At 52.4% G+C, this 13,912-nt stretch carries 16 protein-coding genes and 1 pseudogene; 15 read left to right on the top strand and 2 right to left on the bottom strand.

Annotation, left to right across the window (positions count from 1 at the left end):
• Position 1 precedes the first annotated feature (1 nt).
• The 5 genes from KNP76_RS00285 to KNP76_RS00265 are packed head-to-tail and all read left to right on the top strand — an operon-like array spanning position 2 to position 4,843.
• Positions 2 to 2,251, top strand: a complete 2,250-nt coding sequence (locus KNP76_RS00285; protein ID WP_214842000.1) for a DEAD/DEAH box helicase — start codon at positions 2 to 4, stop codon at positions 2,249 to 2,251.
• Positions 2,248 to 3,405 (top strand): ribonuclease H-like domain-containing protein, encoded by a 1,158-nt coding sequence (locus tag KNP76_RS00280; RefSeq protein ID WP_034804930.1) that lies wholly within the window; start codon positions 2,248 to 2,250, stop codon positions 3,403 to 3,405. Before KNP76_RS00285 ends, KNP76_RS00280 begins: the two co-directional genes overlap by 4 nt.
• Positions 3,402 to 3,947 carry an SLOG family protein gene (locus tag KNP76_RS00275; RefSeq protein ID WP_034815216.1) on the top strand — a complete coding sequence of 182 codons (546 nt, stop codon included), beginning with the start codon at positions 3,402 to 3,404 and terminating at the stop codon, positions 3,945 to 3,947. Before KNP76_RS00280 ends, KNP76_RS00275 begins: the two co-directional genes overlap by 4 nt.
• Before the next feature lie 5 nt (positions 3,948 to 3,952).
• Entirely contained in the window at positions 3,953 to 4,249 is a 297-nt protein-coding gene (gpsB, locus tag KNP76_RS00270; protein ID WP_235193373.1) for a cell division regulator GpsB, read from the top strand.
• A gap of 18 nt (positions 4,250 to 4,267) precedes the next feature.
• Positions 4,268 to 4,843: an NERD domain-containing protein gene (locus tag KNP76_RS00265; protein WP_214841997.1), complete on the top strand. Its 576-nt coding sequence runs from the start codon at positions 4,268 to 4,270 to the stop codon at positions 4,841 to 4,843.
• 50 nt (positions 4,844 to 4,893) lie between these two features.
• On the opposite strand, the gene KNP76_RS00260 is transcribed toward KNP76_RS00265, so the two are convergent.
• Positions 4,894 to 5,169 (bottom strand): hypothetical protein, encoded by a 276-nt coding sequence (locus KNP76_RS00260; protein WP_214841994.1) that lies wholly within the window; start codon positions 5,167 to 5,169, stop codon positions 4,894 to 4,896.
• Positions 5,170 to 5,296: 127 nt separating this feature from the next.
• On the opposite strand from KNP76_RS00260, the gene KNP76_RS00255 reads away from it, so the two are divergent.
• The gene (locus KNP76_RS00255; protein WP_034804921.1) at positions 5,297 to 5,560 is read left to right on the top strand and encodes a hypothetical protein; all 264 of its coding nucleotides are present in this window, start codon (positions 5,297 to 5,299) and stop codon (positions 5,558 to 5,560) included.
• An 18-nt stretch (positions 5,561 to 5,578) separates the two neighbouring features.
• Here the strand turns inward: KNP76_RS00255 and KNP76_RS00250 are convergent, their stop codons facing one another.
• Complete coding sequence (locus tag KNP76_RS00250) at positions 5,579 to 7,120, bottom strand: FAD-dependent monooxygenase (RefSeq protein WP_214841991.1); 1,542 nt, start codon at positions 7,118 to 7,120, stop codon at positions 5,579 to 5,581.
• A 97-nt stretch (positions 7,121 to 7,217) separates the two neighbouring features.
• On the opposite strand from KNP76_RS00250, the gene KNP76_RS00245 reads away from it, so the two are divergent.
• From KNP76_RS00245 to KNP76_RS00210, 9 genes and pseudogenes are all read left to right on the top strand, one after another.
• Entirely contained in the window at positions 7,218 to 7,844 is a 627-nt protein-coding gene (locus KNP76_RS00245; RefSeq protein ID WP_214841988.1) for an NUDIX hydrolase, read from the top strand.
• A 65-nt stretch (positions 7,845 to 7,909) separates the two neighbouring features.
• Positions 7,910 to 8,086, top strand: a complete 177-nt coding sequence (locus tag KNP76_RS00240) for a YkvS family protein (RefSeq protein WP_260577307.1) — start codon at positions 7,910 to 7,912, stop codon at positions 8,084 to 8,086.
• A 17-nt stretch (positions 8,087 to 8,103) separates the two neighbouring features.
• Positions 8,104 to 9,288 carry a DUF2157 domain-containing protein gene (locus tag KNP76_RS00235; RefSeq protein ID WP_214841985.1) on the top strand — a complete coding sequence of 395 codons (1,185 nt, stop codon included), beginning with the start codon at positions 8,104 to 8,106 and terminating at the stop codon, positions 9,286 to 9,288.
• Positions 9,285 to 9,743 carry a GDYXXLXY domain-containing protein gene (locus KNP76_RS00230; RefSeq protein ID WP_034804911.1) on the top strand — a complete coding sequence of 153 codons (459 nt, stop codon included), beginning with the start codon at positions 9,285 to 9,287 and terminating at the stop codon, positions 9,741 to 9,743. Before KNP76_RS00235 ends, KNP76_RS00230 begins: the two co-directional genes overlap by 4 nt.
• 226 nt (positions 9,744 to 9,969) lie before the next feature.
• Complete coding sequence (locus KNP76_RS00225) at positions 9,970 to 10,674, top strand: 3D domain-containing protein (protein ID WP_156028769.1); 705 nt, start codon at positions 9,970 to 9,972, stop codon at positions 10,672 to 10,674.
• A 116-nt stretch (positions 10,675 to 10,790) separates the two neighbouring features.
• A pseudogene (locus KNP76_RS00220) lies at positions 10,791 to 11,504 on the top strand (ABC transporter ATP-binding protein); the annotation flags it as partial.
• A gap of 13 nt (positions 11,505 to 11,517) precedes the next feature.
• A complete protein-coding gene (locus tag KNP76_RS00215; protein ID WP_214841982.1) occupies positions 11,518 to 13,023 on the top strand; it encodes an ABC transporter permease/substrate-binding protein in 1,506 nt (501 codons plus the stop codon).
• Positions 13,020 to 13,232, top strand: coding sequence for a diacylglycerol kinase family protein (locus tag KNP76_RS15755; RefSeq protein ID WP_251137269.1), 213 nt, complete (start codon positions 13,020 to 13,022; stop codon positions 13,230 to 13,232). The genes KNP76_RS00215 and KNP76_RS15755 overlap by 4 nt, the downstream gene beginning before the upstream one ends.
• A complete protein-coding gene (locus tag KNP76_RS00210) occupies positions 13,222 to 13,887 on the top strand; it encodes a diacylglycerol/lipid kinase family protein (protein ID WP_251137268.1) in 666 nt (221 codons plus the stop codon). The genes KNP76_RS15755 and KNP76_RS00210 overlap by 11 nt, the downstream gene beginning before the upstream one ends.
• Positions 13,888 to 13,912: the final 25 nt, after the last annotated feature.

Here is a 13,912-nt window from a genome sequence, read left to right as displayed (position 1 = left end):
TATGCGAAAGAAGCGTTCCGTCGAAGAGATGATTGAAACGCTCAAGACCGACCCAGGCTTCAATAGTCATGTCACGAACTGGCATACGGTCGACGCCCGTCCCGCAAAGTTCGCGGACATTCCGGCAAGCGTTCCACGCGACCTCGTGCGCGTCTTGAACGAGCGCGGCATCGACAAGTTGTACACACACCAAGCCGAAGCGATTAAACAGACGGCACGCGGCCATTCCACGGTCGTCGTCACCCCGACCGCTTCGGGGAAAACGCTCTGTTACAACTTGCCGGTGCTCTCAAAAATGATTGAGAAGCCGACGGCCCGGGCGCTTTACTTATATCCGACCAAAGCGCTCGCTCAAGATCAAAACACCGACCTCATGTCGATGGTCGAGGCGCTCGAAGGCGACTTGCGCTGCTTCACCTATGACGGGGATACGGCACCGGCAGCTCGGACGAAAGTACGTGATGCCGGTAACATTGTCATCACAAATCCAGACATGCTCCATTCGGGAATCTTGCCGCACCATACGAAGTGGATTCGCTTGTTCGAGAACTTGGAGTATATCGTCGTCGATGAGCTTCATACGTACCGCGGCGTATTCGGCAGTCACGTCGCGAACGTCTTCCGACGGCTGAAGCGGATTTGCGCCTATTACGGGAGCCATCCGAAGTGGATCATGACGTCGGCGACGATTGCGAACCCGGTCGAGTTGGCCGAACGGTTGACCGAGGAAGATGTCGTCCTCGTCGACCAAAACGGTGCGCCACAAGGAAAGAAGCATTTAATTTTCTATAACCCGCCTGTCGTCAATGAGGCGCTCGGCATCCGCCGTAGCGCCACGCTCGAGACGAAGCGGATCGCGTCAAAGCTCGTCGAGGCCGACATTCAAACGATCGTTTTCGCCCGCTCCCGCGTCCGCGTCGAGGTGCTGTTGACGTATCTCCAAGAGTTGACACGGCGTGAGCTCGGACCGAAGTCGATTGTCGGATATCGCGGCGGCTATTTGCCGTCCGAACGCCGTGAAATCGAACGCCGGCTCCGCGACGGGGAGATTCGAGCGGTCGTCTCGACGAACGCGCTCGAACTCGGCGTCGATATCGGGCAATTGGAAGCGTGTGTCTTGAACGGGTATCCCGGTACCGTCGCCTCGCTTTGGCAACAAGCCGGACGGGCCGGCCGACGGCATTCGGAGTCGCTCGTCATCTTCGTCGCCTCGTCGTCCTCGCTCGACCAGCTCGTCGTCGAGCAACCCGATTTGATTTTGGATCGTTCACCGGAGGCGGCGCGACTCGACCCGAACAATCTCATCATCCTCGTCGATCATTTGAAGTGTGCGGCGTTCGAGTTGCCGTTCCATAAAGGAGAACGGTTCGGGACGGTCGACACGGAAGACATCCTCGATTTCTTGACGGACGCCCAAGTCCTCCATGAGCGGGCCGATAAGTACTACTGGATGACGGATTCGTTCCCGGCCCACGAGATTTCACTCCGTACGTCGGATCAGGAAAACGTCGTCATCGTCGACCAGACGGCCAAACACGCCGTCATCGGCGAGATGGATACGTTCAGCGCGATGACGTTGTTGCATGACGAAGCCATTTATTTGCATGGTGCCGAACAATATCAAGTCGAAAAGCTCGACTTCGAAGAGAAGAAGGCGTACGTGCGGCAAGTCGATGTCGATTATTACACCGACGCGAACTTGGCCGTCGAACTGAAAGTGCTAGAAGAGAACAAATCGGACGGAGTGAAGACGTTTGGCGAGGTTTCGGTCATCGCGATGGCCACGTTGTTCAAAAAAATCAAGTTCGGGACGCATGAGAATATCGGATCTGGCCCGATTCATCTGCCGGAACGCGAGCTACACACGACGGCGACTTGGTTCACGCTCGATGAGCGCTACGCATACTCGGAAGCTGATATGGAAGACCAGCTCGAGGCGGTGAGTGACTTGTTACGCCGTCTCGCCCCGTTATATCTCATGTGTGACAGCCATGACTTGTTCACGACGCTTCAAATGAAGGCGACCCATACGTCGAAACCGACCGTCTTCCTGTATGACCGTTATCCGGGCGGAATCGGGTTGAGCGAGGCGCTCTATCGTGACGCCGACGCTGTCCTTGAGGCGGCAGTGCGCACCGTCGAGGATTGCCCTTGTGCGAGCGGCTGTCCGAGTTGTGTCGGGATGGTCGGCTACGGGGACTTCAAACTGCAGGTCGTCAATCAGTTGCATGCCTTGAAAGGAACGATATGAAAGCAAAATTAGCACGTTTGATTAAAACGACAGAACCGAAACAACAAATCGAAACGCCTGATGATGTCGAACAAGCGAAATGGAAGGCGCTCGGTGGGGAGATTTTGACGTTCGAAAAAGAATGGTGCGTCCGCTTGAAAGAGATGTATCCGCTCGAGTCGATGTATCACGACTTCACATATGGAGAAGCCCGACGAGCCGTCCGTGAGGCGACGCATCCGTTTTTTGCGGTGGACGTCCCGACCGATCGCGTGCTGTTCATGGATACGGAGACGACCGGGCTACGAGGGTCGGGGACGTCCATCTTTTTAATCGGGTTTGCCCGCATCCATGAAGGGCATCTCGAGATGGTGCAGTATGTGTTGCCCCACCCGGCGTTTGAGACGGCGTTTTATTATCATTTCTTGAACGATATCGGTGATGAGGTCCGCTTCGTCACCTATAACGGAAAGTCGTTTGACTGGCCGCAAATCAAGACACGCCATACGTTCGTGAAGTCGAAAGTGAAGGAACTCCCAGCAGTCGGACACGTCGATTTGTTGCACGCATCGAGACGGCTGTTAAAACCGACGCTCGAATCTGTTTCGTTGAAGGCGGTCGAAGCCCACTTCGGGCATGAACGCGTTGACGACTTACCGGGCTTTTTGGCCCCGATGCATTATTTCCAATACGTGAAAGAACGAGAACCGGACATTTTACGTCCGGTCATCGAACACCATCATGCCGACTGTTTGAGCCTCGTTTCGCTCTACACCCGCCTCACGCATCTCGTCGAAGGCGATGGATTAATGTTCGGGGAAGAGCGGGCGCACTGGTTGAGCGACCTCGGGAATGAGGATGCGGCCTTGAAGACGTACGCGCAACTCGATAACCCGTCGAAACTGGCGAAAATGCGTCAGGCGATGCTTTTAAAGCGCACCGGTAAAATCGACGAGGCGTTGCCGTTGTTTGAACAAGTCGGTTCCATCGAATCGCTAACGGAACTCGCCAAGCATGCTGAGCATCAGACAAAAGACATCGACCGCGCCATCGTCTATACGAATCGTGCCCTCGAACTCGTCGAAGCAAGGCGGACGGTGTTGAAGCAGACGGCATTCCGTGCCCAACGTGAATTACAACACCGGCTCGCCCGGTTAGAAAGGAAGCGCTTATGAAAGTCGTCGCGATTACCGGTTATCGCCCGCATGAGCTAGGAATCTTCAAAGCCGACCATCCAGGGATCGAAATCATTCAGGAGGCGTATCGCCGCAAAATCGTAGAGGCGATTGAGCTCGGTGGGGAATGGTTCATCTTTAGTGGGACAAACGGTTGTGAATTGTGGGCTGGACAAGTATTGTTAGAGTTAAGGGAAACGTATCCAATCAAGATTGCCGTATTTCCTCCATTTTTGGAAATGGAGGAACGGTATAAGCCGTATGAGCAGGAGCTGTTCATCCAACTTCAGCTCGAAGCGGATTTCTTTGAGCCGTTGACCCAACGTCCGTATGAGGACCCGAGCCAACTTCGGGCAAAAACTGCATTCTTTTTGGATAAAGCAGCAGGACTCATCAGCTTGTTTGACGAAGAGACGGGGGGAAGCCCTCGATTTCTCGTCGAAGGGGCAAAACGGAAACAGCATATGGAGCTATTCTTGATTACACCTGAGGACTTAAGGGTCATTGAAGAAGAAAAACAATGGGAACAACAATGGGAGTGAAGACGATGCAAACGGAATTAACAGCAGAAGCGATTTATAAACAAGAGTTCAAGACAGCCCTCCGTGGGTATTCGCAAGAAGAGGTCGACCAATTTCTCGACGTCGTCATCCGTGACTATGAGAAGATGGCGAAAGAAATCGAACGCTTACGTCAAGAGAATGAGTCGCTCCGCCGCGGATCGAGCGATCAAGCAGAACCGGTGAAAGCGTCACAACCGGTCGCCTCGAACTATGATATGCTGCGACGTATTTCAAACTTGGAAAAAGCCGTCTTCGGCAAGCAAGTCGGACCGAGCGAATAAGGAGAGGAGGTGGATGCGATGTTGCAAGTGTTGACGGCCGCACCGAAAGAACCGGAAAAACGACAGACGAAAGGATTGTTCCGCACGAAAGTGGAAGTGATTGAACCGGCTAAATCATACACTGAGGAGCTTGTCGAGATTTTACGGCAAACGTGCCGGTTTGATTGGATGATGATTGAGCATGTCGAGATGGATGCAACGTTGTTCGACTACGTCCTCGTCGGGCCAAAAGGTGTGTTTTTGATTCAAGTCAATCGGACGACTTCGGCCGTTCACATGTCGAATCGGGAATGCCGTCACGAAACGTCGCTCGGTTGGAAGACCATCCACCCACATCCGATTCAAGAGCTCGATGGCCTCACGAAACAAATCCGTGGTCGCTTGAAAAGACAGTGCGGACAAGCCGTGCCGGTCACGTCGTTCCTGATTTTCCCCGAGACGAGCCGACTGAAGGTCGAACGACTTCGCGCGAACTGCGCATCGTCGTTCGAAATCGTCGACGACGTCATCTCTAAGACGAAGCTCGAACTGTTGACGGAGCCGACCATCAAACAAATCGCGTACTATTGTTCAGAGCGACAAGTACATAAATAAACACCTTATCGCAATCGGGCCTTTTGAGCCCGCTGCGATAGGGTGTTGTTTTATTTGAGCAATTTCCGCGCCGCGGCCTCATCTTTTCGATGTACGAAAAGCGCGACCCGGTCGTCTAAGTTTTTAGCGAGCGGTCGAAACAACCGTCCCGTCGGCAAGCCTTGTTCGACCCGACACTCGATGCCTTTCTCGGTCAAGTACGCATAATCCTCGAGCAAAGCCTCGCCTTGCTTCCCGAACGCCTCGCCAAAACGGACCCAACGTACGTTCCGAATCGTGCGAACCGCTACGAGAATGACAAATAACGTACCGAGCACGATAATCATTAAAGTCCTAACATCAGTCCAAACCATATCCACAGCTTCCACCCCTTCTTTACAATAGTTTATCGAGGTCGACGGTTGAAAGCAACCGACTTTCCCCGGTATACTCAAAGAAGAAGAGGGGGATTTTGTGAAAACGTCTATTCAATCACGCCGCGAGGCGGTTCAACTGCTCGAGAAGGAACATGTGCTCTATATCCGAATCCATAACGGTCAGACCGGGATGATCAAGTCGACGGCGGAAGGGATTATCGTCGCCATCCCAAACAGCGAGACGAATAAGGTCGATTTCCGAAAACTTGAAGACATCGAGGCGTTCGAGGCGTTTTATGATTTGACGCTCTCTGCCCCGGGCATCTTGTATTACAACAAAGAAACGCTCGACTCCAATTGAGAGTCGAGCGTTTCTGCGTCATGCGAACGGGAGCCAGTCGCTCATCTTCTCTTGGAGCGGAGCGAGGCGTAAATGCCGTTGCTTATGGAGGAGATAGCCGTCCGGGCGGATGACAAGGACGCCTCGTCGCATGAAGAACGACTTGGCGAGTTCGTTGCCCTGGTCGAAGAAGGGACGGCTCGTCTTCGACAGCGTGATGATTTGGAAAAAGGATTGATGCTCATTCAAATAGTCGTACAGTGCTGTCGAATCGCGGGACCCATCATCGAGGACGAGTACTTGGAACCGTCCGTCCGCGACTTCTGAAATCTTCTGGCGCATCCCGTCATCCGTTCGAATCATTTCGATTTCAGGGAAGATTTTCCCTTCCGCGACTCGTTGAAACGGGATTCGGGAGTGGGACGGATACGAGAGATGGAGCTGGGCAATTCGTTCCGTGATCTTTTGGTTGATTAAGTTGACGCGGGTGAAGACGTCCGCACCGAGCGCTTGAAACGGCAAAAGCATCGGTAACGTCGTCTGCAACACTTCGGTCGCGACGTTCGTCGTCTGCAGGACGTTCCGCGCGACGTGTTCCCGTTCGTCCCGATACGTCGAAACGACACCAAAAGAGGCACCGGCCTTCAGGTGGAGCCATAGTTTCCAACCGAGGTTGAACGAGTCGGCAATCCCGGTGTTCATCCCTTGCCCGCCGACAGGTGAGTTGATGTGTGCCGCATCCCCCATCAAGATGACCCGGTTATGAATGAACGCGTCCACCATCCGGTTGTGAACCCGGAACAAGGAGAACCATTCGACTTCATCGATTTCGACGGGCATATGGCTCCGTTGTTCGACCAATTCACGTAATTTTGACTCGTCGAACGATTCGTCGTTTGCGAGGTTCCCGGTGATTCGAATCGTATCGTCTGTCAACGGGAACACTTCGAGCACCCCACGGTTTGAAAAGAAGATATGCACTTCCTCACGTGAGATATTCCATCTCGCCTTCATGTCCGCGAGCACCCAAGACTCTTTGAACGATTTGCCGCTGAACGGCAAGGCGAGCATCCGACGAATCGAGCTGTTCGCACCGTCGGCCGCGACGACGTACTTCGCTTCAATCGTCCGCGGGGTGTCGCCCTCGAGATGGGCGAGTACACGTGACGGATAATGGGTGAGCGAGATGAGCGACTCACCTCTTCGCACGAAGTGGCCGTGACGATTGAGCGCTTGTTCAAGAATCGCTTCCGTCTCATTCTGACGAAGCAGCGTCACGAACGGGTAAGGGGTGACAAGCCTTGAAAACTCTAGCTTGGCTGTCCACTGCCCGGAAAAGTAAAGGTTTCCTTTCTCGATCGTGCGAGCGCGATCGAGCACCTCTTTAGCGACGTCGAGCCGTGAGAACACCTCAATCGTCCGCGGTTGAATCCCGATTGCCCGCGAATTGTTCGACGGGGTCGTCTTGCGGTCGATAATCTCGAACGAGATCCCATAACGAGCAAGGGTTAAGGCGAGGGTAAGGCCGGTCGGGCCCGCACCGACAATCAAAACGTCTACTTGTTGGTCCACATCTACCATCTCCTATCGTTAATATTGATATTTCCGACATTGGGCACGTTTAAACGAGGAGACAACGGTGGAAGTGTAGAAAACATAAGGAGTGAGGTGACTCGGAATGAAGGATTCGTCAATCAATGAAACTCAGCTGCGTGACAGCTTCTCAATGGAAGAGAATTATGAACAGACGGCGGCGGTCTTAATTCCGTTAACCGAAGTCGATGGGGTGTGGCACGTCGTCTTTGAAGTCCGTGCTCATACGATGCGGCGACAACCAGGAGAAATCGCGTTCCCAGGCGGGCGGTTGGACCAAGGGGAGACGCCGCTTGAAGCCGCCATCCGTGAAACGAGCGAAGAGTTGACGCTCCCGCAGGCAGACATCGAAGTCATCGGCCGTCTGCAACCGCTTGCGACGCCGCATCGTCAATTGATTTATCCGTTCGTCGGGATCATCCCTGTCGTGCCGGACGTCAAGCTGACAGATGAAGTCGACCATCTCTTCACGGTCCCGGTCGAAACGTTGCTTTACATCGACCCGTTCCACGGCGAGATGGAGTGGACGATGAATCCGGATCAAAATATTCCGTTTGACCGGATGGCGAATGCTAAAGCGTACGAAAAACGGGTAATTAAAATGAGAGAACCTTTTTATGAACATGAGGACTACATTATTTGGGGACTTACTGGAAAAATATTGTCACAATTCATTAAACACATAAAAGAAAACATATTCAAACGGATATAATTTCGTTATAATGATAGAAACAAATTTAAGATTGGAAGTGAATGGGTGTGTCTGTAGAATTCGTTGTGGGTGATATCGTAAAATCAACGCGTGAAGGATGGGTCGCGGAAGTGACTGCCGTACTGACCAATACAGTCATCGGGGACGTTTCCATCATGGAAGAATTTCAACAGTTAGGACTTGAATTTGAAAAACAAGTTTTACTCAAATCAGAATTGGAATTGATTGAACGCGCTAGCTGACCTTTGATCCGAAAGGGATGATTCCGGTGTCCATTGACAAAAAAGTACGTGAATGGAAAGAGGCTGGGTTGTTGGATGAAGCGACGGGGCAACGGCTCGTCGATTATGAACATGAACGATTGGCGGTACGTGACAAGCGAGAACACAACCCTCCAATCCTCGTGATCATCGGTTCGATTTTACTTGCGCTCAGTCTGTTCAGTTTTGTCGCTGCGAATTGGCAGGCCATCCCGGACCTTCTAAAAGTGGCGATTTTTCTCGTCATCATGGTCGGCATGTATGTGACGGCCGAACAAGTGAAGACACGGGCACAGCGCTTTGTGACATTGTTCCGTGTCCTCGGCATCGTCTTCTTCGTTGCGACAATGATCGTCATCTTCACGACGTATAACTTGTCCTCGCAACTCCCGCTCTTGTTTTGGCTCATGTTCGGTATCGCCGTGTTGCATCGGCTCATCTATCAACATCCGATTTTCACGTTCATCGCGGCACTCGGAGGGTTTATGGCGATTACGAACAGCTTTCAAGGCATCGGCTTGACGCTCATCTTGCTCGGTCTCATCATCACGTGGGTTTGGTTCCACTACACCAATCATGAGCTTGACCGCATCTTCGCGTGGTTTGGTTTCTACGGCCTTCTCATCATAATCGGACAATACGCGAACTATGAGGGTCGCTTTTGGCCGTTATGGGCACTCGTCATCATGCATGTGCTGTTTCTCATCTATCGTGAACGTGCGCAATGGAACTATTTGTACTTGTTCGTCGCAGCAATCCTCTCGATTGGCTATCTCATCAATGCGACGGAAGGATGGCTGTCCCAGCGTCCACCGTCCGTCATTGAAGCTACGGTCATATCGGCCGCTCTCGTCGGGATTTATTTATTGCACCGGCGTCCTGAGCTGATGTGGGTGAGTCTGCTTGCTGTCATCCCGTTCTCATTATTCAACGATTCAGGTATTCTGCTCGCCGTCCTACTCGAAGTCGTCGCGCTCGGTTACCTCGTCTGGCAAGACCATCAACGTAAACCGATTGTGCTCGCTTTCATCTATTTTTTAATCGTTCAAATGACGATTTACTTCATTTACGTGTGGGATCGTCTCGACATCTCGCTCTTCTTCTTGATTGGGGCGCTCATCGTATTCGGATTGTCGCTCGCTCTGTGGTGGCGTAACCGGACGAGAGGGGATGTACGGACATGAAACGCATGACACCTTGGCTCTTACCGATTATACAAGTGCTCATCGCCGTCGGATTCGTCTTGCTCGTCTATGCGGTCTCGTGGTTCGGTCAGACGTATACGTTCAAGGCGACTTCTTATGAGCCGTATGACCCGTTTTTCGGGGACTCGATTTATTTAGAGTATGACGCGTTCGAAGGACGTCAAGACGTCGAATCTGGTACCGTCTATGTGACGTTCAAAGCCGGAGAGGACGGATATGCGACGGTTGACCGCGTCAGTTCGAGACCGTTCTTCGGCGGGATTCGAGCGAACTATTTCGATCGCCGAGTTTATGTCGACGATTTGAGCTCTTATCGAGTGACGGACGATGAAGCCGACTTGATCCGAGGCGCGAAAACGTTCGAAGTCGACGTCGATATCGCTCCTTGGGGGATGGTCCGAGCTCATGAGTTGCGGCCAATCGAAGCCGAATAAGTTTTGCAAACAGATTACAGATTCGTTACACGCCTTGTTGTAACGGTTCTGTATTTTTTTAAAGCATGGCTTCGCGACACCGTTTTATATAAATATTACAATCTGTAACGATTTTAAAAGTCATATGTCAGGAATATTTCACTTCGGTATGAATCGTACACGTGTGCGACCAATCATGGTAAATTAACATCTGTTCGTTACATAATGCGAAAGGTGCTAATCAACCATGAACCAATTCATTAAATATATGATCGTCCTTTTCATCTCCATGACAGGCGTATTCGCCGTCGCGTCCGCAACTGAAGCCGCGCAAATCGGAATCGGCACGGAACAAAAGATTGTCCAAAATCCGCTGGAACTAGAACGCCAAGCGATGGAACGTGAAGCGGAACAAAAGCGTCAGCGTGAAGCGCAGCTCGCAGAAGAGAAACGACGCGCAGCGGAGCAAGCGAAACGTGAGGCTGAACGAGCGAAGCGAGTAGCTGAAGAGGAAGCTGAGCGTGAGGCGAAACAGGCTGCAGAAAAAGCGGCGAAAGAAGCTGAAGCTGCACGTGCAGAGAAAGAAGAAGCAAAAGCGGAGGCGGCTCCAAGCGCGCGGCCGGTCTCGATGAAAGTCGCAACGAACGTCCTGCAAGTCGAATCGACCGCCTACACGAACGATGCTGCTGATAACGGTTCATACAACGGCCGTGTCTTGACGGCAACGGGCCATGACGTGACCGACTCGATTTACTACAACGGTATGCGGATCATCGCTGTCGACCCTTCGGTCATCCCACTTGGCTCAGTCGTACACCTTGAGGGAATCGGGGATGCGATCGCACTCGATACGGGCGGTCGAATCAAAGGAAACATTGTCGATTTGCTCGTCGATACGAAAGATGAAGCCATCCAATGGGGGCGTCGTCATATCCAAGTCACCATCAACTAAATCGACCAAGTCAGGTTCTTCCATCCGGGAGAACCTTTTGTTGTTTAAAAGAGCCGTTATTCGGGCAAACTAATATTTGACTTTCCATAACAGGAATGAGCCGAGGAGGGATTGTGTTGATAGAATTTCAAAATGTTTCCAAGCGTTACGACGATGGGACATTGGCCGTGAAAGACTTGGATTTGACGGTACAAAAAGGGGAGATCTTCGTATTGATCGGGCCGTCAGGATGTGGCAAGACGACGACGATGAAGATGGTGAATCGTCTCATCGATCATACGGATGGTAAAATCCTGATTGACGGGAAAGAGATTTATCAATTCGATATTTACGAACTGCGTCGCAATATTGGCTATGTGCTCCAGCAGATTGCTTTATTCCCTCATTTAACGGTAGAAGAAAACATCTCGGTCGTTCCCGACTTATTGAAATGGCCGAAACAAAAAACGAAAGATCGCGTCACGGAACTGATGAATATCGCCGGACTCGACCCGGTGCTCCGTGAGAAAAAACCGACCGAACTGTCCGGTGGTCAACAACAACGTGTCGGTGTACTGCGGGCGCTTGCGGCTGACCCTGAAGTCATTCTCATGGATGAGCCGTTCTCGGCGCTTGACCCGATCAGTCGGGGGCAGCTTCAAGATGACGTCAAACGGTTGAACGATGAACTCGGAAAGACGATCTTGTTCGTCACCCACGACATCGAAGAAGCGATGAAACTCGGTGACCGGATCGCGCTCATGCGGGACGGACAACTCGTCGTCGTCGGAACACCGGCTGAGATTCGTGCTAGCGACGACCCGTTCGTGCTTGAATTTACTCAACGAAGAAGAGGTGAGGTCGATGCTTGAAACGTTTCAAAATCGACGTGGAGAACTGATTGAAGCGCTCGTCGAGCATTTACAACTATCGGTCGTCTCGCTTTTGATTGCTGTTTTGATTGCTGTTCCACTCGGGATTTGGCTGACGCGGCGCAAAAAAGTCGCGGAGACGGCAATCGGCGTCACAGCCGTCATCCAGACGATTCCATCCTTGGCGTTACTCGGTCTCATGATTCCACTCGTCGGCATCGGGGCGTTACCAGCCACGATCGCCCTCGTGTTGTATGCGCTACTGCCGATTCTTCGCAATACGTTCACCGGGTTGAATGAAGTGGATAAATCCCTCCTCGAGGCGGCCCGCGCCTGCGGGATGAAGCCGAACCAAAGTTTGATGAAAGTGGAACTCCCGCTCGCCCTCCCCGTCATCATGGCCGGGATTCGGACGGCGATGGTCCTCATCGTCGGGACGGCCACACTCGCGGCGCTCGTCGGGGCGGGTGGGCTCGGGACACTCATCTTGCTCGGGATAAACCGAAATGATAATTACTTGATTTTGCTCGGGGCAATCCCAGCTGCAATCCTCGCGCTCTTGTTTGATTTCTTACTACGTCAGATGGAAGGCGCGACGGCGGCACGCAATCGGACGAAACTAATTGCCGTCTCAACAGTCCTCGTCCTCATCATCGCGGCACCGCTCGCGTTCGGACGCACCCAGCAGACCGACCTCGTCGTGGCTGGGAAGCTAGGCCCTGAGCCGGAGATTTTGATGAATATGTACAAGTTGCTCATTGAGGAAGAGACGGACCTCAGCGTCTCGGTCCGTCCAAACTTTGGCGAGACGACGTTCGTATGGGGAGCGCTTCGGAGTGGTGATGTCGATATTTATCCTGAATTTACGGGTACGGTATTGGCAAGCCTCGTCGATGAGACGCCGAACTCGAACGATGCACAAGAAGTGTATGAGCAGGCACGCGACGCCCTCGCCGATGACGGGTACGTGTTACTCGAACCGATGCAGTTCAACAATACGTATGCCATCGCGATTCCTCGTGACTATGCAGAGTCGGAAAGCATCAATACGATTTCAGATTTGCGTAACGTCCAAAATGACATCCGTGCCGGTTTCACCCTCGAATTCACGGACCGGGAAGACGGCTATCCAGGATTACAACAGGCGTACGGTCTTGACTTCCCATCGGTCACATCGATGGAACAAAAATTGCGCTACCGGGCGATTTCGCGCGGTGACGTCAATTTAGTCGATGCGTATGCGACCGACCCGGACATCGCCGAGAACGACCTCGTCGTCCTCGAAGACGATCAGCAGTTCTTCCCGCCGTATCAAGGAGCACCGTTATTGAAAGCAGAGACACTTGAAGAGCACCCTGAAATCGAAGATGCACTCAATCAGCTCGCTGGGCTCATCTCGGATGAGGAGATGTCTGAACTGAACCGACGCGTCGCCTACGGCAATGAACGAGCTTACGATGTCGCCAAAGATTTCTTAGAACAAGCGGGGCTCTTATGAAGGTTCTCGTCATCTCAAATCCGACATCCGGTACGCATGAGACGATGCTCGGTGAAGTCATCGCCGCGGTGGAGTCGCTCTACGCTGAAATTCATATTTTGAAGACGAACGCAGAAGGGGACGCGCGTCGCTTCGCCGAGGCGAGCGGGAGTTACGACCATTTGCTCGTCATCGGTGGGGACGGGACGCTTCATGAAGATGCAGCTTGATAGGAAAAACCGGCCTAAAATCGGGTTGATACCGGGAGGCACGTGCAACGATTTCGCACGTGCCCTCGATTTACCGGTCGAACCCGTCGAAGCCGCACGGATTTTGAAGATGAGTCACGCCGAGCCGGTCGACGTCATGCGCGTCAATGACCGATATGGGCTGAATTTTATCGGTGTCGGCCTTATCGCCGATACGTCACGTCAAATCGATCCGTTGCAAAAAGAATCACTCGGGTCAATCGGCTACTTTTTAGCGACGATCCGTCAGTTTCGGGAAGCCGACCCGTTTGATGTTCAAATCGAACAGGACGGCACCATCGTCCATGACGGACCGGTCAGTTTTCTCTACATCGGCAACGGCGCCTACCTCGGGACCGTACCGACGAAGTTACAGACGCAGTCGTTCAATGACGGCTTCGTCGAGGTCGTCCATAGTTCTGCCATCGGTTTTCCGATGATTCGACAGTTATTGGCGCAACAGTTCGGTCTCGAACAGGCATCGGATGAATGGGTACACCTTCAAATGAATAACTTGATCGTGCGATTACGGGATACACAAATCATCGATGTGGATGGGGAACATTTTGAGGCGAATGAACTGCAGATCGCTGTCCTCCCGAGAGAATTGACGTTTCTTGTCGCAGGCGAAGCATAGACGGAAAGAGAAAAGAATTCAGACT

The organism is Exiguobacterium sp. s150 (assembly GCF_018618435.1).
GTDB classification, from domain to species: domain Bacteria; phylum Bacillota; class Bacilli; order Exiguobacteriales; family Exiguobacteriaceae; genus Exiguobacterium; species Exiguobacterium alkaliphilum.
This window is presented reverse-complemented; position numbering and strand designations above follow the sequence as displayed.

What these genes read in the sequence shown, in the direction of transcription:
- KNP76_RS00250 (WP_214841991.1), bottom strand. Translation starts at nt 7,120, where the DNA reads ATGGTAGATGTGGACCAACAAGTAGACGTTTTGATTGTCGGTGCGGGC.
- KNP76_RS00215 (WP_214841982.1), top strand. Translation starts at nt 11,518, where the DNA reads ATGCTTGAAACGTTTCAAAATCGACGTGGAGAACTGATTGAAGCGCTC.
- KNP76_RS00260 (WP_214841994.1), bottom strand. Translation starts at nt 5,169, where the DNA reads ATGATTATCGTGCTCGGTACGTTATTTGTCATTCTCGTAGCGGTTCGC.
- KNP76_RS00245 (WP_214841988.1), top strand. Translation starts at nt 7,218, where the DNA reads ATGAAGGATTCGTCAATCAATGAAACTCAGCTGCGTGACAGCTTCTCA.
- KNP76_RS00280 (WP_034804930.1), top strand. Translation starts at nt 2,248, where the DNA reads ATGAAAGCAAAATTAGCACGTTTGATTAAAACGACAGAACCGAAACAA.
- KNP76_RS00210 (WP_251137268.1), top strand. Translation starts at nt 13,222, where the DNA reads ATGCAGCTTGATAGGAAAAACCGGCCTAAAATCGGGTTGATACCGGGA.
- KNP76_RS00265 (WP_214841997.1), top strand. Translation starts at nt 4,268, where the DNA reads ATGTTGCAAGTGTTGACGGCCGCACCGAAAGAACCGGAAAAACGACAG.
- KNP76_RS00275 (WP_034815216.1), top strand. Translation starts at nt 3,402, where the DNA reads ATGAAAGTCGTCGCGATTACCGGTTATCGCCCGCATGAGCTAGGAATC.
- gpsB (WP_235193373.1), top strand. Translation starts at nt 3,953, where the DNA reads ATGCAAACGGAATTAACAGCAGAAGCGATTTATAAACAAGAGTTCAAG.
- KNP76_RS00230 (WP_034804911.1), top strand. Translation starts at nt 9,285, where the DNA reads ATGAAACGCATGACACCTTGGCTCTTACCGATTATACAAGTGCTCATC.
- KNP76_RS00235 (WP_214841985.1), top strand. Translation starts at nt 8,104, where the DNA reads ATGATTCCGGTGTCCATTGACAAAAAAGTACGTGAATGGAAAGAGGCT.
- KNP76_RS00285 (WP_214842000.1), top strand. Translation starts at nt 2, where the DNA reads ATGCGAAAGAAGCGTTCCGTCGAAGAGATGATTGAAACGCTCAAGACC.
- KNP76_RS15755 (WP_251137269.1), top strand. Translation starts at nt 13,020, where the DNA reads ATGAAGGTTCTCGTCATCTCAAATCCGACATCCGGTACGCATGAGACG.
- KNP76_RS00225 (WP_156028769.1), top strand. Translation starts at nt 9,970, where the DNA reads ATGAACCAATTCATTAAATATATGATCGTCCTTTTCATCTCCATGACA.